The organism is Arthrobacter sp. NPDC055585 (genome assembly GCF_053619115.1).
The window spans coordinates 124,477-147,205 of the sequence record NZ_JBSHIT010000004.1; the positions used below are offsets into that span (position 1 = coordinate 124,477).

The 22,729-nt window shown below is 62.1% G+C and carries 21 protein-coding genes and 2 tRNA genes; 10 read left to right on the plus strand and 13 right to left on the minus strand.

Features of this window, described 5'->3' with window-relative positions; translation table 11 throughout:
- The first annotated feature begins 4 nt into the window (after positions 1–4).
- Complete coding sequence (locus ACWGQ2_RS08685; protein ID WP_452016305.1) at positions 5–475, plus strand: hypothetical protein; 471 nt, start codon at positions 5–7, stop codon at positions 473–475.
- A gap of 66 nt (positions 476–541) precedes the next feature.
- Here the strand turns inward: ACWGQ2_RS08685 and ACWGQ2_RS08690 are convergent, their stop codons facing one another.
- The gene (locus tag ACWGQ2_RS08690) at positions 542–2,437 is read right to left on the minus strand and encodes a phosphoenolpyruvate carboxykinase (GTP) (protein WP_452016307.1); all 1,896 of its coding nucleotides are present in this window, start codon (positions 2,435–2,437) and stop codon (positions 542–544) included.
- A 304-nt stretch (positions 2,438–2,741) separates the two neighbouring features.
- Here ACWGQ2_RS08690 and ACWGQ2_RS08695 point away from each other — a divergent pair.
- Positions 2,742–2,817: transfer RNA gene (locus ACWGQ2_RS08695), tRNA-Arg, on the plus strand.
- 109 nt (positions 2,818–2,926) lie between these two features.
- Positions 2,927–4,351 (plus strand): dihydrolipoyl dehydrogenase family protein, encoded by a 1,425-nt coding sequence (locus ACWGQ2_RS08700; RefSeq protein WP_452016309.1) that lies wholly within the window; start codon positions 2,927–2,929, stop codon positions 4,349–4,351.
- Between the two features lie 4 nt (positions 4,352–4,355).
- Here ACWGQ2_RS08700 and ACWGQ2_RS08705 read toward each other — a convergent pair whose 3' ends face one another.
- From ACWGQ2_RS08705 to upp, 3 genes are all read right to left on the minus strand, one after another.
- Positions 4,356–4,883, minus strand: coding sequence for a SixA phosphatase family protein (locus ACWGQ2_RS08705; RefSeq protein ID WP_452016311.1), 528 nt, complete (start codon positions 4,881–4,883; stop codon positions 4,356–4,358).
- Positions 4,884–5,027: 144 nt separating this feature from the next.
- A complete protein-coding gene (locus ACWGQ2_RS08710; protein ID WP_452016313.1) occupies positions 5,028–5,882 on the minus strand; it encodes a winged helix-turn-helix domain-containing protein in 855 nt (284 codons plus the stop codon).
- Between the two features lie 514 nt (positions 5,883–6,396).
- Positions 6,397–7,032 carry a uracil phosphoribosyltransferase gene (gene upp, locus ACWGQ2_RS08715; protein WP_325791317.1) on the minus strand — a complete coding sequence of 212 codons (636 nt, stop codon included), beginning with the start codon at positions 7,030–7,032 and terminating at the stop codon, positions 6,397–6,399.
- 79 nt (positions 7,033–7,111) lie between these two features.
- Here upp and tadA point away from each other — a divergent pair, with 79 nt between their 5' ends.
- The 5 genes from tadA (at position 7,112) to ACWGQ2_RS08740 (ending at position 9,376) form a co-directional block, all read left to right on the plus strand.
- Positions 7,112–7,600, plus strand: a complete 489-nt coding sequence (tadA, locus tag ACWGQ2_RS08720; RefSeq protein ID WP_452016315.1) for a tRNA adenosine(34) deaminase TadA — start codon at positions 7,112–7,114, stop codon at positions 7,598–7,600.
- A 62-nt stretch (positions 7,601–7,662) separates the two neighbouring features.
- A complete protein-coding gene (locus ACWGQ2_RS08725; RefSeq protein WP_452016317.1) occupies positions 7,663–8,151 on the plus strand; it encodes a pyridoxamine 5'-phosphate oxidase family protein in 489 nt (162 codons plus the stop codon).
- Between the two features lie 85 nt (positions 8,152–8,236).
- Positions 8,237–8,326: transfer RNA gene (locus tag ACWGQ2_RS08730), tRNA-Ser, on the plus strand.
- Positions 8,327–8,501: 175 nt separating this feature from the next.
- Positions 8,502–9,113 carry a hypothetical protein gene (locus ACWGQ2_RS08735; protein WP_452016319.1) on the plus strand — a complete coding sequence of 204 codons (612 nt, stop codon included), beginning with the start codon at positions 8,502–8,504 and terminating at the stop codon, positions 9,111–9,113.
- A gap of 20 nt (positions 9,114–9,133) precedes the next feature.
- Positions 9,134–9,376, plus strand: a complete 243-nt coding sequence (locus ACWGQ2_RS08740) for a type II toxin-antitoxin system Phd/YefM family antitoxin (RefSeq protein ID WP_452016321.1) — start codon at positions 9,134–9,136, stop codon at positions 9,374–9,376.
- On the opposite strand, the gene ACWGQ2_RS08745 is transcribed toward ACWGQ2_RS08740, so the two are convergent.
- From ACWGQ2_RS08745 to ACWGQ2_RS08760, 4 genes are all read right to left on the minus strand, one after another.
- Positions 9,283–10,077, minus strand: a complete 795-nt coding sequence (locus ACWGQ2_RS08745) for a hypothetical protein (protein ID WP_452016697.1) — start codon at positions 10,075–10,077, stop codon at positions 9,283–9,285. The two genes, ACWGQ2_RS08740 and ACWGQ2_RS08745, sit on opposite strands and share 94 nt — an antisense overlap.
- 148 nt (positions 10,078–10,225) lie before the next feature.
- The gene (locus ACWGQ2_RS08750; RefSeq protein WP_452016323.1) at positions 10,226–11,590 is read right to left on the minus strand and encodes a plasmid recombination protein; all 1,365 of its coding nucleotides are present in this window, start codon (positions 11,588–11,590) and stop codon (positions 10,226–10,228) included.
- Between the two features lie 298 nt (positions 11,591–11,888).
- Entirely contained in the window at positions 11,889–13,898 is a 2,010-nt protein-coding gene (locus ACWGQ2_RS08755; protein WP_452016325.1) for an RNA helicase, read from the minus strand.
- A 205-nt stretch (positions 13,899–14,103) separates the two neighbouring features.
- Positions 14,104–14,331, minus strand: coding sequence for a helix-turn-helix transcriptional regulator (locus ACWGQ2_RS08760; protein ID WP_452016327.1), 228 nt, complete (start codon positions 14,329–14,331; stop codon positions 14,104–14,106).
- A gap of 283 nt (positions 14,332–14,614) precedes the next feature.
- Here ACWGQ2_RS08760 and ACWGQ2_RS08765 point away from each other — a divergent pair, with 283 nt between their 5' ends.
- Complete coding sequence (locus ACWGQ2_RS08765) at positions 14,615–15,718, plus strand: tyrosine-type recombinase/integrase (protein WP_452016329.1); 1,104 nt, start codon at positions 14,615–14,617, stop codon at positions 15,716–15,718.
- A 48-nt stretch (positions 15,719–15,766) separates the two neighbouring features.
- Here the strand turns inward: ACWGQ2_RS08765 and ACWGQ2_RS08770 are convergent, their stop codons facing one another.
- The 3 genes from ACWGQ2_RS08770 to ACWGQ2_RS08780 all read right to left on the minus strand — a co-directional run bounded on the left by ACWGQ2_RS08770 (position 15,767) and on the right by ACWGQ2_RS08780 (position 20,135).
- Positions 15,767–16,813 carry a DUF4062 domain-containing protein gene (locus tag ACWGQ2_RS08770; RefSeq protein ID WP_452016331.1) on the minus strand — a complete coding sequence of 349 codons (1,047 nt, stop codon included), beginning with the start codon at positions 16,811–16,813 and terminating at the stop codon, positions 15,767–15,769.
- A 220-nt stretch (positions 16,814–17,033) separates the two neighbouring features.
- Positions 17,034–18,269 carry a hypothetical protein gene (locus ACWGQ2_RS08775; RefSeq protein ID WP_452016333.1) on the minus strand — a complete coding sequence of 412 codons (1,236 nt, stop codon included), beginning with the start codon at positions 18,267–18,269 and terminating at the stop codon, positions 17,034–17,036.
- Positions 18,270–18,722: 453 nt separating this feature from the next.
- Positions 18,723–20,135 (minus strand): aminotransferase-like domain-containing protein, encoded by a 1,413-nt coding sequence (locus tag ACWGQ2_RS08780; RefSeq protein ID WP_452016335.1) that lies wholly within the window; start codon positions 20,133–20,135, stop codon positions 18,723–18,725.
- Here ACWGQ2_RS08780 and ACWGQ2_RS08785 point away from each other — a divergent pair.
- Positions 20,134–21,117, plus strand: coding sequence for a DMT family transporter (locus ACWGQ2_RS08785; RefSeq protein WP_452016337.1), 984 nt, complete (start codon positions 20,134–20,136; stop codon positions 21,115–21,117). The two genes, ACWGQ2_RS08780 and ACWGQ2_RS08785, sit on opposite strands and share 2 nt — an antisense overlap.
- Here the strand turns inward: ACWGQ2_RS08785 and ACWGQ2_RS08790 are convergent.
- Positions 21,114–22,127 carry a DUF808 domain-containing protein gene (locus tag ACWGQ2_RS08790; protein ID WP_452016339.1) on the minus strand — a complete coding sequence of 338 codons (1,014 nt, stop codon included), beginning with the start codon at positions 22,125–22,127 and terminating at the stop codon, positions 21,114–21,116. The two genes, ACWGQ2_RS08785 and ACWGQ2_RS08790, sit on opposite strands and share 4 nt — an antisense overlap.
- 159 nt (positions 22,128–22,286) lie before the next feature.
- A complete protein-coding gene (locus ACWGQ2_RS08795) occupies positions 22,287–22,664 on the minus strand; it encodes a hypothetical protein (protein WP_452016341.1) in 378 nt (125 codons plus the stop codon).
- Between the last annotated feature and the right edge of the window lie 65 nt (positions 22,665–22,729).

Here is a 22,729-nt window from a genome sequence, read left to right on the forward strand (position 1 = left end):
GCTCATGGCTGATGTTGAACTGACCGGCGGAGAACCTTCCGCCCAGGTACAGGATGACCTGAACTCGCTGCTGGGCACCGCCCTCGGTGTCACGCAGGAACAGCTGGAGGCGCAGGGCGCCTTCCTGCCCGCAGCACTGGTAGTCCAGGCCGACGGCGAGCTGCGCATGGTTGCAGTCTCCCCCGAGGAGAGCGACGAGGATCTGGACGCCGAGGCCATGATTGATGACCTCTACACCGTCCTGCGCGAGCAGAAGGACCAGAACCGCGCGGTGGCCGTGTTCTCTGATATCACTCTGCCGGATGAGGGCACGGACGCTATCCACGTGGTGGCGGAGCACTCTGAGGGCGTCTGCATCTCTGCTATCCAGACCTACTCCGAACAGGACGGGAAGTGGACGTTCAACGACCCCATCTGGGAGTCCGGCGAGCCGATCGTCTGGGAAAAGGACGCCGAAGCACCCGCTGAGTCCTAGTCCCAACCGGACTTAAAAAGCCGGGCCCCGCACTCAGTCGCTGAGTGCGGGGCCCGGCTTTTTGGTTTACTTCGCCGCGGCGAAGCGCTCCTTGAGTTCTGCCAGCTTGGCCGAGAGTTCCTCGGGCAGCGAGGCACCGAAGCGGGCGTACCACTCGTCGATGCCGGCCAGCTCGGTCTCCCATTCGGCCGGATCAACGCGCACGGCTGCTTCGACGTCGGCCGGGGTCATGTCCAGGCCCTTGAGGTCGATCGAATCGCCGGTGGGCACAAAGCCGATCGGGGTCTCGACGGCGTCTGCCTTGCCTTCGAGGCGCTCGATGACCCACTTGAGCACGCGGGAGTTCTCGCCGAACCCGGGCCAGGCGAACCCGCCGTCGGCCGTGCGGCGGAACCAGTTGACCAGGAAGATGGCGGGCAGCTTCTCCTGGTTGGCCTTGGAGCTGAGCGTGATCCAGTGCTTGAGGTAGTCACCGGCGTCGTAACCCATGAACGGCAGCATGGCCATCGGGTCGCGGCGCACAACGCCCACGGCACCGGCGGCTGCCGCCGTGGTTTCCGAGGAGAGCGTTGACCCCATGAAGATGCCGCTGGTCCAGTCGCGGGCCTGGGTAACCAGGGGAACGGTGGTCTTTCGGCGTCCGCCGAAGAGGATCGCGGAGACAGGCACGCCGTTCGGGGAATGGTATTCCTCGGCCAGCATGTCGATCTGGTCGATCGGGGTGCAGAAACGGGAGTTCGGGTGTGCGGCCGGGGTGCCGGACTCCGGCGTCCACTCGTTTCCGCGCCAGTCGATCAGGTGCGACGGCGTCTCATCCGTCATGCCTTCCCACCAGACTCCGCCGTCATCGGTCAGCGCCACGTTGGTGAAGATCGAGTTGCCCTTGGCGATGGCGCGCATCGCGTTGGGGTTGGTGCTCCAGCCGGTTCCGGGTGCGACGCCGAACAGGCCGGCTTCCGGGTTGGTGGCGCGCAGCTCACCGTCGTGGCCGAAACGCAGCCAGGTGATGTCGTCGCCGAGGGTCTCGACCTTCCAGCCTTCGACCGTCGGGTCCAGCAGGGCCAGGTTGGTCTTGCCGCAGGCGGACGGGAACGCAGCGGAAACGTAGTAGTCCTTCTTTTCCGGGCTGGTGAGCTTCAGGATGAGCATGTGCTCGGCCAGCCAGCCCTCGTCCCGTGCCATGACGGAAGCAATGCGCAGGGCGTAGCACTTCTTGCCCAGCAGCGCGTTGCCGCCGTAGCCGGAGCCGTAGGAGTAGATGGAGCGGTCCTCGGGGAAGTGCACAATCCACTTCTCCTCGTTGCACGGCCAGGCAACGTCTTCCTGGCCCTCTTCCAGGGGCGCACCCACGGAGTGCAGGGCCGGCACAAAGAAGGCGTCCAGCTCTTCCATCTTGCGCAGGACATCGGTGCCGATACGTGCCATGATGCGCATCGAGGCGACCACGTAGGCGCTGTCGGTGATTTCGACGCCGAACTTCGGGTCCTCGGCATCAAGGTGTCCCATGACGAACGGAATGACGTACATGGTGCGCCCGCGCATTGAACCGGCGAAGAGCCCGTTCAGCTTGGTGCGCATCTCCGCCGGGTCCATCCAGTTATTGGTGAAGCCGGCGTCTTCCTTCTTTTCGGAGCAGATGAAGGTCTGCTCCTCTACCCGGGCCACGTCCTTCGGATCGGAAAACGCTGCGAAGGAGTTCGGAAAGGTCTCCGGGTTCAGGCGGGTCAGGGTTCCGGCCGCAACCAGCTCATCCGTAAGCGCCTTGTTCTCGGCTTCGGAGCCGTCGACCCAATACACTTCGGCGGGCTGCGTCAGCTCTGCCACTTCCTGGACCCAGGCGAGCAGGGCACTGTGGGTGGTGGGTGCCTCACTGGAGGCCCCCCGGTTCTTGCTGTCCTGCAACTGGCTAGGAGCAGCGTTGCCGCTCTCATCGAGAACTAGCTGACGCGCGTCATCGCCCATGACTCTTCCCTTCGTTGGGTCAGTGGTATTTTTTGATGCTATTTCCAAGGCCCGGGGCTCCTGAGGCGGAAAGATGTTACCTATGTGGCGTACGACTCCAAGTTTGCCTAGATTTCAAGGGATATTCAGACCCGGTCACCCTTTTGTGTGACGAAGGTCATATAGACCGGTCTAGTTTTTGACCGTAACGGAACTCGATTGGCGTTCCCCCCAAAACCCCGCTATAGTTATTCACGGCCAAACAGCCACGGAAGAACTTGAAAGAAGCAGGGGAAACCCGGCAACTTCCAGAATATTCCTAAATGCGTGCGTAGCTCAACGGATAGAGCATCTGACTACGGATCAGAAGGTTGGGGGTTCGAATCCCTTCGCGCGCACCACGGAGAAACCCCGCCTGACCAGGTGAAAACCCGGTCAGGCGGGGTTTTTTGCTGTCCGGCGATCCGGGCGCACTTGCCCGCTGCAGCAGAGACTGAAAAGCTCTGCGGCATGAGCGAATCCCTGGAAACAGACGTAGTGGTCCTCGGCGCAGGAGCCGCGGGAGAAAATGCGGCCGGCCGGGTGGTCGGCGCCGGGCTGGAAGCAGTCCTCGTGGAGTCGGCACTGGTGGGCGGGGAGTGCTCCTACTGGGCATGTATGCCCTCCAAGGCACTGCTGCGCCCGGGCACTGCCCTGGCCGAGGCCCGCGCGGTGGACGGCTCACGCGAAGCGGTCACCGGAAGCCTGGACGCTCCGGCTGTCCTGCGGCGGCGGGACTCCTTCACTTCCGGTTGGGACGACGCCTCGCAGGTGCAGTGGGTGAAGGACACCGGCATTGGCCTGGTCCGCGGACGCGCACGCCTGACCGGGGAACGCACCGTGGAGATCACGGACGACGCCGGAACCCGGGTGAGCATCACCGCCCGCCACGCGGTGGTGCTGGCCACCGGCTCCGTTCCCGTGGAGCCGCCCGTGGACGGCCTGGCGGACGTGGACTACTGGGGCACCCGGGACGCGACCTCTTCGAGTGAGGTTCCGGCCCGCCTGCTTGTGCTGGGTGCCGGCGTCGCCGGCACCGAATTGGCCCAGGCCTACGCCCGGCTGGGGTCCAAAGTCTCCATGGTCGCCCGGCACGGAGTCCTAGACTCGCTTCCTGAACCGGCCGCGAAGCTGGTCGTCGAATCCCTGGAAGCGGACGGCGTCGAAATCCACACCGACACGTCCCCGCAGCGGATCTTCACCGACGCTTCCGGCTCGATCGTGATGCAGCTCCCGGACGGCCGGTCGCTGAGCACTGACCGGCTGCTGGTCTCCACCGGCCGCCGCCCGGCGCTGCAGGGCCTTGGCCTGGAGGACCTCGGCCTGGACCCTGCCTCGCTGCAGACGAATGACTCAGGCCTGGTGGCCGGCGCCGGCACCTGGCTCTACGCCGTCGGCGACGCAGCCGGCAAAGTGCTGCTGACCCATCAGGGCAAATATGAGGCGCGTGCCACGGGCTCGGCCATTGCCGCGCGGGCCCGCGGTGAGATCGGCTTTGGCGAGCCGCCGGCATACAGCCGCTTCGCCGCAACAGCAGACCACACCGCAGTGCCGCAGGTGGTCTTTACCGATCCGGAAGTGGCCATGGTTGGCCTGAGCTTTGAGGAGGCGGCAGAGCGGGGCATCCGTGCCAGCGAAACGTCCCTGCCGCTGAGCGTTGCCGGCTCGTCGCTGTTCGCGGACGGGTACAGCGGCTGGGCTCAGATGGTGGTGGATGAGGACCGCGGCGTTCCCGTGGGGTTTACCTTTGCCGGGCCGGGGGTCGCGGAACTGCTGCACGCGGCCACCATTGCGGTCACCGGCGAAGTGCCGCTGGACCGGCTCTGGCATGCGGTACCCGCTTATCCCACCATCAGCGAGGTCTGGCTGCGTCTGCTGGAGAAGTACGGGATGTGAGGACCTACCCCCGCGGAACCACAAAGTCCGTGATGCGTGCGTCCCGGCCGTCGAGTTCCGCCCACGGCGCCTGGACCTCCATCACGGTCAGTCCGGAGGTTGGATAGTGCGTAGCCATTTCCATCACGGCGTCTTCATCCGAGGTGACGGAAGCCAGCCGCATGGCCACTTCCTGGACGCCCGGCATGTGCGCGATGACCAGCAGGCTGGTGACCGTCTCCGGGACATGGTTGATGACAGTGAGGATTTCGGTGGCTGAGGCGTCGTAGAGCCGGTCTTCGAGCTTGGCGGTAGGCGCCTTCTCCCCCAGCTCGTCGCAGACCCAGGTGCACGTCTGCCGGGTGCGCAGCGCTGAAGAGCAGAGGATGAAGTCCGGAACGGCGTCGTTCTCCCGCATCCAGATGCCGGCCTGCGGGGCATCCCGGTGCCCGCGCCCGGACAGCGGACGCTCATGGTCGGAGGTGACCTCGCGCGGCCAGTCTGCTTTGGCATGCCGCAGCAGCATTAGTTTTTTCAGGTGGTGGCCGCTCATGGGCCAAGTCTATCGGCGCCGGGGATCCGGACCTGGCTGCGTCCCGTCCCGGCCGGATCCGCCGTCCCCGAGATAACAGAAAGTGCTGGTTTGGAGGCCCAAACCAGCACTTTCTGTCATCTCGATGCGGTGCCGCAGGAGCAGCTAGATGCTGTACTCCGGTGCAGCCCAGACAACGACCTCGGGGTGTTCGTAGAACCGGTAACCCTGCCCGCGCACGGTACGGACCGTGTTGGCCAGGCGTCCCAGCTTGGAGCGCAGACGGCGGATGTGGACGTCGATGGTCCGCTCGTTGGGCACTTCCTCGGCATTGCGCCACAGCCCGGAGAGCAGTTCTTCACGGCCCACGGTGCGGGAGGCGTTCTCCACGAGGTAGTTCAGGAGCTCGAACTCCTTGAACGTGAGGTTCAGTGTCTCGCCGTCCAGGTGCACCTCGCGGCGGGAAAGGTCAATCAGCACACCAGAGGGGCGCGGGGCACTCTGCTGGACAGGCGACGGCGAGGACGCTTCGGGGCGCGGAGCCCGGCTGACCGTGGGGTCGCCCAGGGCCTGGCGGACCACGTCGATGTCCGACCCGGCGGCGCCCGCCGGCGCCAGCGCGACGGCGGCGTGGCTCTGGGCACCCGGAACAAGTGTCTGGACGTGGGCGCGGATTTCCTGCGCGAGTTTGGTCAGCGTTGTGCCGCTGGCAGCTGCCGTGTCCTCGTCGAGTCCCACGTAAATCACGAAGCCACGGGCTACGGTGTCGCTGCTGACGGGCTGCGGCCCGGGTGTTCCGGAAGGTGCCACCACGGGAGTCGGAGCGGTGAGCGGCATTCTCTCACCCAGAGGGGACCGCGGGGAACGCATCCCGGTGGGAACAACCTGGCCTGGGAACTGCTGTCCCGCGGCGGGCGTGCCGAATGGGCGGGGGAACCCGGCCGGACGTGCAGGCATTCCTGCTGCCCGGCTCTGGGCATTGCGGAGTGAAATGTGGACGTACCCGGATGCTACTGACATTTTGGGACCTCAGTGGTGAATTGCCGTGTGCACGGCACTATGCAGGGAGTGTGCCCAGGAGAGCGGCGCAGGGGTTGCGCCCTTCAAATGGACGGGTGTGTTGCCCGGGGATGGGGGGTGGTTCTCCCTAGGCCTGCATTCGACGACAGCAGCTCTTCCTGCCAGCATTGCTGCCGAAAAGAAGATCTGCGACACATGCTGTCGTGTGGATGTTCACGTTACGGATTATTGCATGTAACAAAGCCCTACGCACAAGTAACAATGATGCTTATGTCTCACCATATGGACACAAGGGGGCTCTTTGTGAGAGAAATCACTTGAAACGTCGGCATTCCTCGAGTCCACTTGGGGTTTGCCAATCACCAGAATCCGCGGACTGACAAGGATTTTTTTCGACTCCGGAGGTTAACGACAGCGGCGGCTCGTAAGCATGCTTACGAACCGCCGGAAGTCAAGTGAAGAGCAGTGTGTCCAATATGTGAGACATATTGGCCCCTGGGTGGGGCTTTTTGGGCTAGTGGACGATGCCGTAGAGGCGGTCTCCAGCATCTCCCAAGCCGGGCACGATATAGGCCTTTTCATCCAGGCGCTCGTCGATCGAGGCGAGGACGATGGTGACGTTGGCGTCGGCCAGTTCCTCTTCGAGGACGCTCAGGCCTTCAGGCGCACCCAGCAGGCAGATGCAGACGATCTCCGCTGCACCCCGGTTGAACAGGAACTTGATGGCTTCGCGCAGCGTACCGCCGGTGGCGAGCATCGGATCCAGGACAAACACCTGGCGCCCGGTCAGGTCATCCGGAAGGCGCTCGGCGTAGGTAATGGCTTCGAGGGTTTCCTCGTTGCGGGCCATGCCGAGGAAGCCGACCTCCGCGGTGGGAACCAGCCGGGTCATGCCTTCGAGCATGCCCAGCCCGGCACGCAGGATGGGAACAACCAGCGGCGTGGGCTTCACAAGTCCGGTGCCGACGGTCGAGGTGACGGGGGTTTCAATATTGACGGGCTCAACCCGGACATTGCGGGTGGCTTCGTACGCCAGCAGGGTCACGAGTTCTTCGGTGAGGAGCCGGAAGACGGGGGAAGGGGTGTCCTTGTCCCGGAGTACCGTCAATTTGTGGGCTACGAGGGGATGATCCACTACTAGTACGCGCATGGTTCCAAACTACCACCGAGGCCCCCGCCGAACCGGGCGGAATTACTGGCCGCGGGGCTATTTGGGGGACCATGTCCCTATGGAATCGCCCACAGCCGCCCGCCAGGACTGGATGGGGCTTGCCCTGGAGCAGGCCCGCGCCGCTCTGGACACCGCCGACGTCCCTATTGGCGCCGTCGTCGTGGGTCCTGACGGGACCATTCTCGGGACCGGACGTAACGAGCGCGAGGCGACCGGGGATCCCACTGCCCATGCCGAGGTGGTGGCGATCCGGGAGGCCGCCGCAGCCCTGGGCAAGTGGCGGCTGGAGGGCTGCACCCTGGTGGTCACCCTGGAGCCCTGTGCCATGTGTGCCGGGGCGATCGTGCTCGCCCGGATCCCCCGCGTGGTCTTCGGAGCGTGGGATGAGAAAGCCGGCGCCTCCGGTTCGGTTTTCGAGATCCTGCGTGAGCCGCGGCTGAACCACTGGGTCGAAGTGTTCCCGGGCGTCCGCGAGGAAGAGTGCGCCCAGCTGCTGCGGGAGTTTTTCGGCTCACGGCGTACGCTGCGCGGTTCACAGGGCACTTAACCGTAAGTAGGCTTGCTTTTATTCGTGGAACCCACCCAGCGAACCCACAGCTAGGAGCAGGCATGACTTCAGAGCACCAAGAAGGCGTAGACCGCGTAGTCAAGATTCTGGAACACGCGAAAATCGGCAACCTGACCACCGTGGACCTGCAGGGCAACCTGGTGAGCCGGCCGCTGGCACTGCAGGAGACCGATTCGGAAGGCAATCTGTGGTTCTTCACCCAGGACCCCTCCCCCAAGGCTGACGAAATCCGCGCCAATCCGCATGTGAACGTGGCGGTGGAGGACAAGGAGGGTTACCTCTCTGTCAGCGGACTCGCTGAGATCAGCCACGACCAGGAGAAGATCCAGGAGCTCTGGAATGCCTCCGCGTCGGCATGGTTCGAGGAGGGCCGGGAAGATCCGTCGATCGCCCTGATCAAAGTCAACAGTGAGACGGCGGAGTACTGGGTGTCGGACGAGCCCAAGATCGCCACCCTGTTCAAGATCGGCAAGAGTGCCGTGACGGGCGATACCCCGAATGTCGGCAAGAACGACGTCGTGGACCTCTAGCCTGCGCGTACGCCCCGGACCCCGGAAGTTCCGGGTCCGGGGCGTTTTGGGGCTGGAGCCCAACACCCGGTAAGGTTGTTCCGTTGGTGACGTGTCCGAGCGGCCGAAGGTGCAACACTCGAAATGTTGTTTGGTGTAAAAGCCAACGTGGGTTCAAATCCCACCGTCACCGCCATTGAAAACCCCCGGGAAACCGGGGGTTTTCTGCATTCTACGAGTCTTCGTGGTGCATATTTGGTGCACGTTACCTATGTTCGTCGACACGCTGGGGTGATGCCCGTTGTTGCCTCAAACTGCCTCCGGACGGTGCCGTCTGCGCTAAGAGCGGCTGTTCAGGCTACTCTGACGGGGTGATTTCAGACTCGATTCCATGGCGCGTTGAACTTGGCCGCATCGCAGGTCGGCTCGAACGAAAATCACGCCAGGAGAGTTGGTCCGATCGCAGCACTTTTCGAACAGAGAAGGACCTGATGTTGGCTGGTTATGCGATCCGCCGTCTCAACGAGGCCCGCAAGCTGTCCGACAGCCTGGTTGCTACCCCAATAGCCGTCCTCCGGTACCCCCGTGCGGGAGCTGTTCCTGACGTGTACAACAGAGAAGAAATCGATAAGCTTTACGATTTGAATACACCAGTACGGACGCAGATATCACTCGGACACTTTTGTAATCAACTCGTCCATAGCTACATCATGATGCATAGCTTTGAGGACATTATCGAACCGGTCGAACAGGAAGACGGCACGATATTAGAGGGGCTGCGCTACTTCAATGGGGCGTTCGTAGCATCCGAACATGAGCGGCACAAACACCTCTACTTCTTCTCCTTGGAAGCGGTCATCGGCTTATGCAGGAAGATTGCGACCGAGAATGTAGTCGGTGTCGATATGCGGCGGGACAAGAATGGGCTCATGCACATCACTCGCGTCATCTCCAGTGCGGATCCAGTGCATGATGCTGATTGAGGACCGAAAGGAGACCTCTGGTGGCCGTAACCGTAAGTGAGGCTCGCCGTCACCTTGCCCGGCTCATAGAGCGAGTAAACCTCGACTGCACCGAGATCGAGATCGTCGCTAAGCGCGAATCAGCTGTCTTGATCTCAAAGGCTGAGTACGACGCATTGGTGGAGACAAGCTACCTCCTGAGCTCCCCTGCGAACGCCCGCCGCCTCATGTCGGCCCTGCAGTCCGTCCGGGAGACAGCTACCCATCGGAACGACCCTTCGTGAGCCCCGTAGCGGACTGGTTCTTCTTGTATGGCCTGATCAAGCACCGTGGTCATCTCTTGGAGCAGGTCAGGGTCTACGAGCCCCAGCGCTTTCACAGCGAATTCCCGCACCCCTAAGAGTCTTTGGAGCCGAAGCTGCGGCAGCACCTCTTTCACTTCCGGGGGAAGCTCCGCGTTCTCATGGAGAAGGTATTCGGGGTCGACACCAAATACGTTGGCGATTGCACGCAGGCAATCGTCTGAGACGACTTGGGCCTGGCCCTCTTTGAGCCGCGACCACCGAGTTCGGGACAGGTGGATGCCGAACTTTTGAACGCCGGCGCAGATCACAGAAAACTTGTACCGCTGCCCTGACGGGTCCACTCTGGCATCCAGCAGCAGATTGATCTTCCACGACAGGGCCTGAGCCCGACGCAGTACCTCTTCCTGAGCAAGTTTCCCTCGGATACCGAGGCGCGAGAATGAGGCGCCGCTGTTCTCCGCGGCCGACTCTCCCTCTGGCCACTGGCTGACCAACTCCTGGACGTCAACGGCGTCCACGTGTGCCTCGATAATCGATCCGAGGTAATCTGTGCCGGCGACGTCCAGGGTTCCCAGAATCTCCTTCAGCTTCGCACTGCGCTCCGGGTCGAGCTTGACGGTGAACGGGTGCCGGGGCCCTTTCGAAGGCCGACCCAGCTTTCTTTTCGAGTTTTCTTGCACGAAACAAGTATCGGTTGGTTTACAGCTTCAGAATTCTCCCCTTCTGCGAATCACCGGCTCCCTTGGATGGAATCTCCTCATAAACGAGAATTTCTATAGGCGAGGAAAATCACAAAACTCGTCTCCCGTCGCCTTCCTGGTGGGAGTGTCATTTGCTGGGACTTTCGGGCGGACCGTTCATGTCGGCAACTTGGTTGGAAAAGCTCGCTGCGTCGATCTTCCTCTGCATCTCCAGACCCCGGCCCTTCCACTGCTCGTAGCTGGGGCCGTTATAGCGGCCGAGGGCGTCGCTGCCGCGGCGCTGATACGCCGCGAACGACCGACGCTGGAACTCCTCGAACTTGTCCTCCAGCGTGGAGCCGTCCTTAAGTTTCATTCCCCTAAGGAACTTCGCGAGCAACTGTGGTTGTGCTCCGAGGATGTCCTGCCGCATCTCTTCGTAGGTCGGCGGTCCCGGTGTGGTGACGAGTTGCTGTTGGATTTGCGCACGTAGGGCCAACAGGTCTCGGACGGCGGCGCTATGGCGCCGTTCGGCCTCCGCAGCACGGCGCTCCGCCGCCCGGGCCGCCTCTCTAGCCTCTGCGGTTTCCTGGCGTGCAGCTGTTCGAGCAGCTTCTAACCCGTCGTCTATTGCTCTGCGCCTCAGACGGGGCAAGTCCTGTAGCTGTGCATCAAGTTGATGCCTGTCGTCTTTGATGGCCCGGGCCTCAACATCCAGCTTGGCCTTCTCCGCCCGCAGCTGCTGTCGTTCCTCCCAAAGCTTCCGACTATCCCGCTGGGCCACAGCGAGGGTGGCTCTTGTCTTGTCCGCTGTACGGGCATACTCGGCGCTGGAGGTCCGTTCGGTCGACCTGTCGCTGACCGAGCGCTGGGGGTCATACCCCGCTGCTTCGAGGGCGTCGCACAGCTCTTTGCGCTGCTTCTTGAAGTGCCCCGGCCCTCGGAAGAAATCCTTTTGTGAGAGCCTGCAATCTTCGGTGACCGGCACGACTGACAACTGCAGGTGCGGGCTGGTTTCGTCCAGGTCGAGGGATCCACCGACGATGTTCTGCTGCCCGAACTCCTGGCAAGCCCAGTCGAGCTGGGTCTGAACAAATCGGTGTGCCTCGTCGTTGAGCCCATCGGTGCGCCAGTCGGGGCAGTGCGCATCGAACCACTTCGGATCAAGCTGGAGCATGACGCCGCGCATGATTACTGCATCCTTGCGCAGCGACTTCTTCACCTGAGCCACCCTAGTGTCTCGGTAATCGGCGAATTCAGCGCTGGGAGGTCGGTCCTTACCCTTCGGATCCTTCGTCACCACCGGCTCGCGGAAACCGCCATTGCCGTCGTTGACGAAAGACTTATTCATCCCCGACCGGGCCAAGTCGATGTTGGGATTCCGATGCCCGAAATCGAACCCGGCCGCCAAGTCCGGAGCCCGTCCAAGGTGGCGATCACGGTTGACCGCATGCGAACCGGTGCGCTTGACCTTTGCCTCCGGGGAAGCGTCGTAAGTGACCGTCCAACTCACCGCAACCACCTCCGCGATGCTCCGGTGGTGCCTCCGGCGGCGCTCCCGCGGGGCTTCCGTTTCTGAAGTCCGTTGCTTCTCCGCTTATGGGACCCTGCACCCATAAACGGAGCCTCTGCACCGCCCTTCAGTAACGGAAGTGTTGCCCCATACACCTTTACGCTGCGCTCCAAGGTTCCCGGTGCCCTCCGGGGGCCGCTGCGCGGGGCATCCTCGGCGCTGCGCGCCTCGACCAACAGATCAGCCAGCGCTCCACCGGAGCCCTGAGGGATCGGCAGGTGCTGTCCGTCGTAGACGTTCATGCTGCACCTCCCCCGGTGAGCAAGCCGCCGTTCGCACGGATCCCAGCGACCTTCGCGTCCAGCTCCTCCTGCCGCTTTCGAACCCGCTTCAGGCGTTCCTCGTCAGGCAGCACCGGACAGTCAGCTCCGTGCAGCCAGGCGGAGGGTGGGAAGCCCTCACACGTGCACATCTCGCGGAGGCGCTGCATCTCTTCTGCCCGCCTCAGTTCGGCCTGCCGACGTTCGCCCTCCACGCGTTGCTGCTCTGCAACGATCTCGGCGTCGTGCCCGGCGCCCGTCTTCGCGACGGCGACGTCAGCGATCGGTTGGATCGACTGGCCGACGTCGGCGAACTCGGCGAGGATGTCATCGGCGCTGGCCTCCTCGAGGACCGGCTGCGCGATGCGGTCGTGGTGTTCCAGGATCGGGGCGACCGTCTGGGCCTCAATGTGGTGGCGTACCCGTAGCCGCTCAGCCCCGTCCTTAATTGCTTTACACCGGCGGGCAAGCAGTTCCAGATCCTGGCGCATGCGCTCGTACTTCTCGTACGACTGATACTCCCGAGTGCCGTTCAGGACTCCCAAGTTGACGTAGATTCCGAACTCTCGCTCCCCCACCGGTATGACCAACGGGAAACGCCGGTATCCCTGCCCCAGATTCTCAGCCTGATGCTTGACCCTCACGCCGCCCTGCATCGACTCGTACTCGCCAGCCAGGCCACGGAGGAAGACGTCGTAGCCCTCCGGCCCCGTAACGATGTTCACCCGGTTGAGCAGCTGGGTGTGCGCGTTCTTGATGTTGACGACTGGCTTTTCGTCGGGCTCCCGCCACGGGCCAAGGATGCGGAAGAGCATGCCACGGCTCTTGGCGGTGCGAATCATGTCGCCGACACGCATGTCTTCCCAGATCACCACCGGCTCCCCGTCATAGCCCTCCCAGCTGACGTTGTCGCCACCGACCTTGAAATAAGGTCGTTCGGCGTCAGGGGCGAGCGACCGAGCGAGTGCCTTAGCCAGCAGGTCCTTACCAGTTCCGCCTTCTCCGAACACGTAAAAGTTCATGACCGCCCCAGGCGCGTCTTGATGCGCGAGGAAATCCCCTCGAAGTTTCTGAAAGTGGGCCAAGTTGCCCTTGGCGAAGTAGATGGCCGGCTCCTGGTCGCGGACCTGTTTCAGGGTCAGGGACCCTTGACCCACAGCCTGAAACAGCTTGCTGATCTTCGCTCCGCCGCCGCCTTCCGCGACGTTGTGGCGAGTGGCCATGTGACCGTCGAGTGCTGAGCCGAAGTCAAAGTTGGAAGTTACGCGGCCCCTGCCATATTGGTACTTACCGGGATTGCCCGCCTGCGATTCGTCCACGAGGTAATGCCGATCCGGGTGATGCATGCCCACCAGACCGGAGCTCGTGCGAGTTTCGTGGACCAGATACTCGCAGAGGTCGAAGAACGCCTTTTCAGCAGCGTTACGACCCTTGTGATCCGCAATCCCTTCCTGCGCGGCAACCTCGTTCGGCACCCGCACCCGCGGGGAAGGGATCGTGAAGGCGTCGGAGACGGTGCGCACCGTGGGTCGAGAATCGCCTGCGTCTTTGACCCACAGCACAAGATGTACATGCAGACCTTTGATGCCTACACAGGCCATCTCCATGGTGCCCTCATCCACCTCCACCAGGCGGTCGCTGTCATGCCAGATATAGGCCCATCGATAGAGGCAGCCACCCAGGGAAGCAAGGCCGTCGTTCAACTGCTCCTGTGTAAAGATCACCGCGCCGGTCTGCGGATGCTCGTGGTACTGCATCACAGAGAACACCCGCGAACGCGTCCGCGCACGCTTCTTCTGTTTGGAGGTCTCGGCAGCCTTAGCATCGGCGAAGAACTGGCGTACGGCGGCAACATCCTCAGGCGTCGAAGTGACCACGTACGGAGGAACGCTGTCACTCTCATCGGCGCCCGGGATCGGCAGCTCCGACAGATCGAATAGTTGCTGCGCGTTTGCGTCCGTTTCCGTTTCGGACGCGCGCGAACCCAAGGAGTCGCGCGCGTTAGATCCCTGTGATCCCGTGGAGACCAAGGCGTCTACGGCAGCGGGTGCGTCCGTATGTCCATTTGACTCGGTTTCGTCAACGGCTTCGGGTAGCAGGCTCACCGACTGAGGGATAGCGGCCAAGCTAGACCCTTCCGGGCGGGCGGGGTCGGCTGGAGCAGATTCATCACGGCACTGGGCACTCATCGGATCACCGTTCTTCCGAGGTACTGGTGCGCTGCTGGCTCAGAAGCCAGGCATCCACGGACTCCGGCGCATAGCGGACACTGCGCCCGACCCTGATGAAGGCGGGGCCCTTTCCGGTGATGCGCCACTCATCCACCGTGCGGCGCTTGGTACCCAAGCGCTCAGCCAGAGTGTCCGGATGGATAAGGGAGTCGAGCAGGGGTGTGGTGATGACAACGGAAGGTGACGACATCAGAGAAGTCCTTGCGGAAGGAGCGACCGCTCTACTCCCGTTCGTGAAGGCGGTAGTTCCTCACGACATGGACGAAATTTCAACATCGAGCGGTAGTGCACCCAATGCTGTGGCCGGATCAGTCACCACTCCGGCCGCCTTGATCGAGGTGGAAACCAGGTGGTGAACCCGGCTGACGCCAACCTCTTGCGTTTTTCTGAGACGAGAATAACACGGTAGCCTCACAACTGCTCACTGAATGTCACACCCACAAGATCAATCCTTTCGAGCGGAAACGAGCACAATGGGCACCGTCAAGGCGTACCAGACCAAGACCCGGGGCAGGCTGTACGAGGTCTGGTACACAAAACCCGATGGCACCCGGGGGCACGACCGAGGGTTCAAGCTGAAACGCGATGCCGAGGCTCATCTAGCGACCGTGGAGGTCTCAAAACTCAAAGGATCCTATGTCAACCGCTCCGATGCCAAAGCCACCGTCTCGGAGCTCGGAGTCCAGTGGCTCGAACAACACAAGCCGAAGATCACCCCAGCGAGTTACCACTCCGTGGAAAGCGCCTGGCGGGTACATGTCCAGCCGCGGTGGGGCAAGTACGCCATCGGGGCGATCACCAGGCGCGACGTACAGGCATGGCTGAACGAATTAGGAGAGAAACGCTCTCACACGACCGTTGCCCGCGTTCGCGACCTCCTGGCCGGCATCCTTGACCATGCCGTAGAGGACAACAGAATCACAAAGAATCCGGCACGGGATCTCACGATCAAGAAGAAACCAATCCCTGATGAGGTGTTTTTGTCACACGCCCAGGTCGAGGCTCTGGCCCTCACATCACGGCACCCTGATCTGGTTCGGTTCCTTGCTTACACAGGTCTGCGCTGGGGGGAAGCCACGGCCTTGCGAGTGAGAAACGTAGACACCAAAACTCGCCGGGTGAATTTCCGCGAAGCTGTCGCCGAGGTCAATGGCAAGACTGTTCTCGGGAGCGTCAAAAGCCACGAAAAACGCACGGTGGCCTACCCAGAATTCCTTAATGCCGCAGTATTGGCTACATGCAATGGGAAGGGCCAAGAAGACCGTCTTTGGAACTCCGAGGTGGGCGGGTTCCTTCGGCCAGGCAATACGGCTTCCGGTTGGTTCGCCGGGGCGGTGAAGCGCGCTCAGGCAGCTGACGACACCTTCCGCCGGATCACGCCGCATGACCTCCGGCATACGGCTGCATCTCTAGCGATCAGCGCCGGCGCCAACGTGAAAGTGGTGCAAAGGATGCTTGGCCACAAGTCGGCCAAGGTCACTCTGGATACCTACGCTGCCCTGTTCCCCGATGACCTTGACTACGTCGTAGACGCTCTTCAACGGCACCGCCAGGAACAGCTACGAGTTGGCCGGTGACGTATCCCGACAGCACCCACTGGCTAGCCGTCGGACAGCGAAGGGACGTCAAGCTGGCGCTGCGGAAAACGTCTGGCTGGGCACGGCCCGGAGCGCGACGAGGTAGTCGTCTCCGGCCTGCGTGAGCTTCCAATAAACCGCCTTGTCACTGACGGTGCGCTTCTTGGTGCCGGTTGTAATCAGGCGAAGCGCCCGCAACTGCACAATGATCGTCCCCCAGGACTTGTCAGAGATCTCTGCCGACTGTCTTGACCATTCAGATGTCCAGTCGCCCGTCGGGGCGTTCTGAATTTCGCTCAGCATGTGCTTGTTGAAGGTATTGCGGAGAGAGGGCTCAGGGGCTTCCTCAATCATGAACGGACCGAGAGTCGCTATGACTTCTTCCCACGTGTATGTCAGGTCTCCCTGCTCTTCGATTGCGGCATAGCCGTACATGCCCTTGTGGGTCAGCGATAGCTGCACCTTTTCCGCGCCGTGAGCGAAACTGTCATCGAGCTGCACAGCAACAGCCGACCTCGTCTCGATTTCATTTTTCTCGAATTTGGCGATCTTCGCTTCGAGCTCCGCAATCTCGGCGCGCGTCTCTGGAGTCATCGCTAGGTCGCCACGGACCCATCCCGGACGAGGATTGTTCTTGATGAGGTGGAGTAAGCCACGAGTGACCTTCGATCCGAGGTCCTCTGCGTTCTTCCAGTCCTTCGTCATCTTGAGTTGGACCTTCTCACGGAACTCGTCGAGCTTCTTCGTGGCAGCCGGGTTCCTGTCCGTTTTACCGACGGGGATCGCGTCTGCGTCTGCCGGCACGAATCCCATCACTGGGATTCCGCACTCTATGGCGAAGTCGTACTCCATCTCGGTGTAGCTGATTCCTTCTTCGGACATCGATCCATAGCGTCCCCCGAGGATTACCAGATAGTAGTCACTCTGCTCGATGACACCCTTAATCAACGTCCATTGGTCTGTGTCGCCGGCAGGAAAAAGCTCCATTCCGGCAGGGAGACAATCCATTTCAAGCAGAGCCTGCATAACCTCTCGCCGTTCGTCGACGAGGTCGACAAACGTGGAACTGATAAAGACCTGATAGCGCTTCTCCATAGGTCGATGCTATCGGCACGGCCCGATATATCCGGTACGCCTTGACGCTGGACTGCTCCCTCCGATAGCTGGGGTGGGCACGACCCAACAGCAGGAACGCGCTCTTACTGAGGTGACAGCCCCCTGCTCACGGCCAACGATCGGAGAGTTGAAAGCATCCGCCATATGCACGAAACAACTTCCCACGGCACCGGGCGGGGCCAAGGTGCTGCGTTTACGGTCAATCCCCTAACTTGACCTCGGGCTGTAAGGTCACCGGGCGCCCTGGGCGATCTTGTGGCACAAACGGTCCACGGTTATCGTCGCCGTGGAGCACAATGGAACTGCCCTTTGTTAGCCGACTTCCGAATATGTCTGCATCGAAGGTGCAGCCTCGGAAATCAAGTGCACCAGGCATCAAATTGGAGGAATCCAGCAGAATTGGCGATTTAAACAGACAATCAACAAAACGGAGCTTAATTGACCTATTTGTTCCTCCAGGGAATACGAGACGGGTACCTGTAAAGGTACAATTCTGGAAGGTTACAGCCCCCTGGTAGTTGACTCCTTGGTAGGGATCATCCTCCAGAGAGACACTCATTACCCCTCCCATAAACCTGGACTCGTTCACCATCACCGATTCCCGATCAAGATTGGCTTCATGCATAACCAGTGATCCAGATTCGAGGGTTATACGATGAAGAATCCCCTCGAGGTGGTCTGTAGGCGTCATGCCGGAAATGTCGAGTGTCGCATCTTTGATGTACACATTACTGACCTGAGGAGGGGTTGCAGAGCGGAGTGGAATAACGGCATCCCAATACCGCTCTGGAGGAGTTTCAGCGGAAAGGTGCGTCAATATGGTTTCCACAACCAGTTGCCGCGTCGAATAGCGAACGGCGTTTTCGCCAGAGGTAGATACATAGGAGCATAGAAGGTTGATGCAGATTTGCCGATCATTGCCCCTCTGCAACTGGTGCCACTCGTCGGCAAGAGTTTCTAATGAGTGAACGCCGGCGACGACTAGAGCAAAGCTGTCTGCCCCAAGTTGTTCTGCAGCGCGGCTAAACCTTTCTCGCAGGTCCTTTATGTTCTGATCAGCCCTTCGATCCTTATCTAACTCATATTGTTGGGTGGCTAGAACGAGAGCATTTGATGCATTTGTCTGGGCTTGCACACCCAGCTTGAATGTCCTCTCGGCTGTTTTTTGCTTCCTATAGGAGAAGAACAACGTGATCCCCACACCGAGGGCCGCAGCAGTGGTTACAGCGTTGCGGATGAGTGCAAATAAATCGTCTTGGGTGAGACGCTCCTCTGATCTCCAAAAGCGCCAAGTTTGATGTTCATAGGCAAGCAGTACCCATAGGCAGCCACCGACGAGGAATAATGAGAATGTCAAGCCAAGCACAAAAATCAGCCATAGCTTAAATTCTTTGGGGTGGTCATTGTTATCTGACTGCACTGCTGGATAGGTCACATTGAAAGGGTACATGCGCTTGTCAGCTTCGCGCGTCACGCTCGTCATCCCGATTAATGAGCCAAACGGTAAAAGAAGCAGTGGGAATGTCTTCCCGGTCGTTGCTCTCGTAGATTGCCGTTCAGTCGAAGCAGCAGCTCTGCGCAGTCGCTCCCACGAAGATAGCGCATAACAACCAGGCGCAGGTTGCGCGGAGACCAACTTAGTAAGCTGGCCTCGGACCGTGCAGCACCCTTCGTGGTGCATTTTGGTGCAGGAGCACCTGTGACTACCTGTTTGGACTTGTGAGCGCAACGACCAAGTCAGCCTATTTTACGGGCTTACTGGTGAGCCACCCTGCCCCTTCCGAACGTCAGCAATGGGTTCAAATCCCACCGTCACCGCCAACTGAGAAGGTCCGGATTCCCGATGGGAACCCGGGCCTTTTTGTTTTCCCGCGGCTCCCCGCCGGCCCTAGGCCAGACTCTTATCAAGCGCCTCACCGATAATCCGCGCAGCTTCGGGAAACCGCCCGGGAGCAGGCCCGGAGTAGTTAAGGCGAAGGAAGCGGCCCGCCGGTTCCGCGGGGAACCAGTCGTCGCCAGCGGCGATCACCACTCCCCTTGCCTCGCATTCGCGCGCCAGTGCCGACAGGTTTGTTTCCGCCGGCAGCTGCAACCACAGGTTCAGCCCGCCGCGGGGAAGCGCTTCGAGATGCGCTTCCGGGACGTACTCGCGCAGCGACTCCGCGAGCAGGTCCCGCCGTGCGGTCAGTTGCTGGCGCAAGTTGCGGAGATGGGTTTTCCAGCCGGGGTCGGTGACGACGTCGAGCGCCACGGACTGCAGGACTCCGCTGACGTACATGGCCTGGGCCTGGCTGTCCGTCCGAATACGCTCCAGGGCCGGGCCGCGGGCGATGAGGCCCGCCACCCGCACCGCCGGAGAAACGCTTTTGGTCAGCGACCGAATGTACACCACGTGTCCGCTGTCATCGCGGGCTGCCAGCGGCAGCGACATTGCGGTGATTCCAAAATCATGCGCCCAGTCGTCCTCGATCAGAAAGGCGCCGTGGTTCCGGACAATGCCAAGGACAGATTCGCCCGGGCCAGGCAACCACTGGGCGCCGTGCGGGTTGGCAAAGTTTGGCTGGGCATAAAACGCCCGTGCGCCGGTCTGCTCAAAGGCCCTTTCGAGGTCCGCTGGATTGGGGCCGGCCGGGCCGCTCGGCACCGGCACAAGCTGAACGCCGACCTGCGCGGCGGCGACAATGGCTCCCCAGTACGTCGGCGACTCGATGAGCAGTGGTTTGCCCGCGCCAACCAGTGTGCGGAAGAGCGTGCTGAGCCCGTTCTGACTGCCGGGCAGAAGAACCACATCGCTGGCATTTGGAGCAGTGATGCCAGGTGGAGTGACCGCTGCGAGTTCCGCGGCGAACCACGACTGCAGCGCCGGCACACCGGCTGCCGGCGGGCGGCTGAGCGCAGCGTCGCTTCTCCCGGCCCGGGTGAACGCCGCCCGCACCAGGCGGTCCGGCAGCAGCTCCTTGTCCGGGTAGCCGGAGTGCAGGGCAATGACATCGTTCGACGCCGCCCGCAGCGCCGACGAGGGCAGTGCCATGCCGTGCTGGACAGGACCCAGCGCGGCCGTCTGCCAGCTGTAATCACCGGGACGGGCGGGCCGGACCGCGCGGACAAACGTGCCGACGCCGGGCCGCGCCTCGATCACTCCCTCGCCAATGAGCGTGCGCAGCGCTTTCTGCACCGTGACCGGGCTCGCTTCGAACTGGCTGACGAGACTGCGGGTGGAGGGGAGCCGGGCCCCGGCAGGCGCCGTCGCAATCCACTTCCGCACTGCCAAGACGATGCGGTCACTGCTACTGTTGGACATGAAACTAGACGATACCGCTACTCTTATTTCCGCGAAACCGTTATCGAAGAATCCCTCCGGGCTCCTGTGGGGTTTGCTAGGTGTCACCGCCTTTTCCTTCACGGTGCCCTTCACCCGCATCGCCGTAGCTGACGGGCAGCTGTCCGCCCTGTTTGTTGGATCCGGACGGGCAGTAGCAGCGGCGCTCCTGGCCGGCGCAGCCCTCTTCCTGACCCGCCAGCGGATCCCCCGCGGGAGGCAGTGGATACAGGTGGCAGTGGTCGCGGGTGGTGCGGTCGCCGGTTTCCCGCTTCTCACCTCGTTTGCCCTGGCGACAATTCCCGCGAGCCACGGCGCCGTCGTCATTGCCGCGCTGCCGGCCGCCACGGCCGTGATGGCCGTCCTCCGGACCGGCGAGCGGCCGGCCCGGACGTTCTGGATAGCGGCGGGCGCCGGAGGTGTTGCTGCGCTCGGCTTTGCCATGCTGCAGGGCGGCGGTTTCGGCTCCCTGCACTGGTCCGATCTGCTGCTCTTCGCCGCTGTTATTGTCTGCGCCGTTGGATATGCCGAGGGAGGCATCCTGTCCCGGAGCCTGGGGTCCTGGCAGACCATCTCCTGGGCGCTGGTGCTCGCCTCGCCGCTGATGATTCTGCTGACCGCACTGGCCGTAGCGCAGCAGCCTCCCACTGGAACCGCAGCCCAGTGGGGGGCCTTTGCCTACCTGTCCGTTGTCAGCATGTTCCTTGGCTTCATTGCCTGGTACCGCGGCCTGTCCATCGGTCCAATGCCGCAGGTGAGCCAGGTCCAGCTCACCCAGCCCGTGATGAGCATTTGCTGGGCAGCGCTCCTGCTGCATGAGGCCATCAGTCTGCCCACGGTTTTCGGGGGCGCCGCCGTGATTGGCTGCGCGCTGCTGGCTGTCCGGGTGCGGAACCGCGGGTCGTCCCGCCCGGAGGGCACGGGTGCCCGCCCGGAGACCGGCTCGGCCAGCCGGCAGGACTAGCCGGCGTCGTCGTCCGTTTTCTTCGGCCGGTGGCCGGCGACGGCGGCGCGGGTATCGCCGGGCTCAGCGCCCTTCTTCCCAAACGGCAGGACCTTCTTCACCAGGAACAGGATTCCCATGACCACCAGGCCCCAGGCCAGCCCGGCAACCGCAGAGCATAGGGTGTTCACGAGCCAGCCGAGGAAACCGCCCACGACCGCTATCCCGGTGAAGGGGTGCTCCAGCACGTGCACGAGGTCGTACGGGGCATGCCAGCCAAGATCCGATGCGCCGACCAGCATGATGTGGCCGCCTACCCAGAGCATGGCGATGGTTCCCACGAAGGTGATGGCAGCCAGCACGGACGGCATGCCCTTCACCAGCAGTCCTCCAACGCGCTTGGAGGCCGCGGAGTCCTTGGAGGCCAGGTGCAGGCCGATGTCGTCCATCTTCACGATCAGCCCGACGGCGCCGTAGACGAGCACCGTGATCGCGATTGCCACGACCACCAGGATCACGGCGCGGACCCAGATGGAGGCGTCGCCCACCTCGTTCATGGCGATGACCATGATCTCGCAGGAGAGGATGAAGTCGGTGGTGATGGCCCCCTTGACCACCTTGGACTCGGCCTCGGGTCCCCGTTCGACGGCGGGTTCCTTCTTCGCCTCGTGATGGCCGAAGAACTTGTGCCACACCTTTTCCGCGCCTTCGTAGCAGAGGTAGGTGCCGCCGAGCATCAGGATGAACGGAATGATCCAGGGGATGAAGGCGCTGACCAGCAGCAGTGCCGGCAGGATGATGAGCAGCTTGTTGCGCAGCGAGCCCCAGAAGATTTTCTTGATCATCGGCAGTTCGCGGGAGGGGTCCGCGCCGGAGACGTACTGCGGTGTCACCGCGGCGTCATCAATGACGACGCCGGCAGCCTTGGCTCCCGCTTTCGCGGCACCTGCTGCGATGTCATCCACCGAGGCGGCCGCGATGCGGGCCAGGGCAGCGACGTCGTCCAGCAGGGCGACGAGTCCGCCGCTCACTGTGCGGCTCCGGTGAGGAAGAGGGGATGCTGGGTGGCGCCGTTCAGACGCGGAGTTGCCATACCGGGATTATAGGTCCGTGCGCCGGTAGTCATAGTCTCTCCCCCGCCTGTGGCCTGAGCCTGGTAAGGCCCCCACCTTACGTTTACTGCCGGCAGTTCAGTCGATTTTCTCGAATGACCAAGCCCTCGGCGAGAGACCGAGTAGATTGTTGACCCAAGACGTGGCTTGCTCGAACGCCCCGACTTCGATACGGAACTTTCCGCCCTCCGCAAGTTCTGCCGCCACCTCCTCGCGGTTTGAGGAGTTCACCCCCGAAGTCAGCAAAAGCGTTCCACAATCCGAAGTACGGATAACCACCTGCGACCACGAAGCAGAGCCCCGGCCGCTGGCAGACCCTTTATCCGCCTCCGCGCCGGTCACCATGCACTCGATCGACACACGATGCTTTTCATCGTATTTTCTAGTTACCGTTGGCCCGAAACCTAGCACCAATCCCAGTATCAGGAGTCCGGCCAGCAGACTAATGGCCGTCAAGCGGCCCCTCCAAACCTTCGAAGACGTCGGGTTTTCTGCGTCCGGCGAGTTTTCTGATGGCATTC

Bases quoted from the DNA above. Each gene is read 5' to 3' on its own strand.
- ACWGQ2_RS08690 (WP_452016307.1), bottom strand. From the start codon at position 2,437: ATGGGCGATGACGCGCGTCAGCTAGTTCTCGATGAGAGCGGCAACGCT.
- upp (WP_325791317.1), bottom strand. From the start codon at position 7,032: ATGCGCGTACTAGTAGTGGATCATCCCCTCGTAGCCCACAAATTGACG.
- ACWGQ2_RS08770 (WP_452016331.1), bottom strand. From the start codon at position 16,813: ATGGAGAAGCGCTATCAGGTCTTTATCAGTTCCACGTTTGTCGACCTC.
- ACWGQ2_RS08685 (WP_452016305.1), top strand. From the start codon at position 5: ATGGCTGATGTTGAACTGACCGGCGGAGAACCTTCCGCCCAGGTACAG.
- ACWGQ2_RS08725 (WP_452016317.1), top strand. From the start codon at position 7,663: ATGACTTCAGAGCACCAAGAAGGCGTAGACCGCGTAGTCAAGATTCTG.
- ACWGQ2_RS08785 (WP_452016337.1), top strand. From the start codon at position 20,134: ATGAAACTAGACGATACCGCTACTCTTATTTCCGCGAAACCGTTATCG.
- ACWGQ2_RS08705 (WP_452016311.1), bottom strand. From the start codon at position 4,883: ATGAGCGGCCACCACCTGAAAAAACTAATGCTGCTGCGGCATGCCAAA.
- ACWGQ2_RS08710 (WP_452016313.1), bottom strand. From the start codon at position 5,882: ATGTCAGTAGCATCCGGGTACGTCCACATTTCACTCCGCAATGCCCAG.
- ACWGQ2_RS08700 (WP_452016309.1), top strand. From the start codon at position 2,927: ATGAGCGAATCCCTGGAAACAGACGTAGTGGTCCTCGGCGCAGGAGCC.
- tadA (WP_452016315.1), top strand. From the start codon at position 7,112: ATGGAATCGCCCACAGCCGCCCGCCAGGACTGGATGGGGCTTGCCCTG.
- ACWGQ2_RS08760 (WP_452016327.1), bottom strand. From the start codon at position 14,331: ATGTCGTCACCTTCCGTTGTCATCACCACACCCCTGCTCGACTCCCTT.
- ACWGQ2_RS08780 (WP_452016335.1), bottom strand. From the start codon at position 20,135: ATGTCCAACAGTAGCAGTGACCGCATCGTCTTGGCAGTGCGGAAGTGG.
- ACWGQ2_RS08765 (WP_452016329.1), top strand. From the start codon at position 14,615: ATGGGCACCGTCAAGGCGTACCAGACCAAGACCCGGGGCAGGCTGTAC.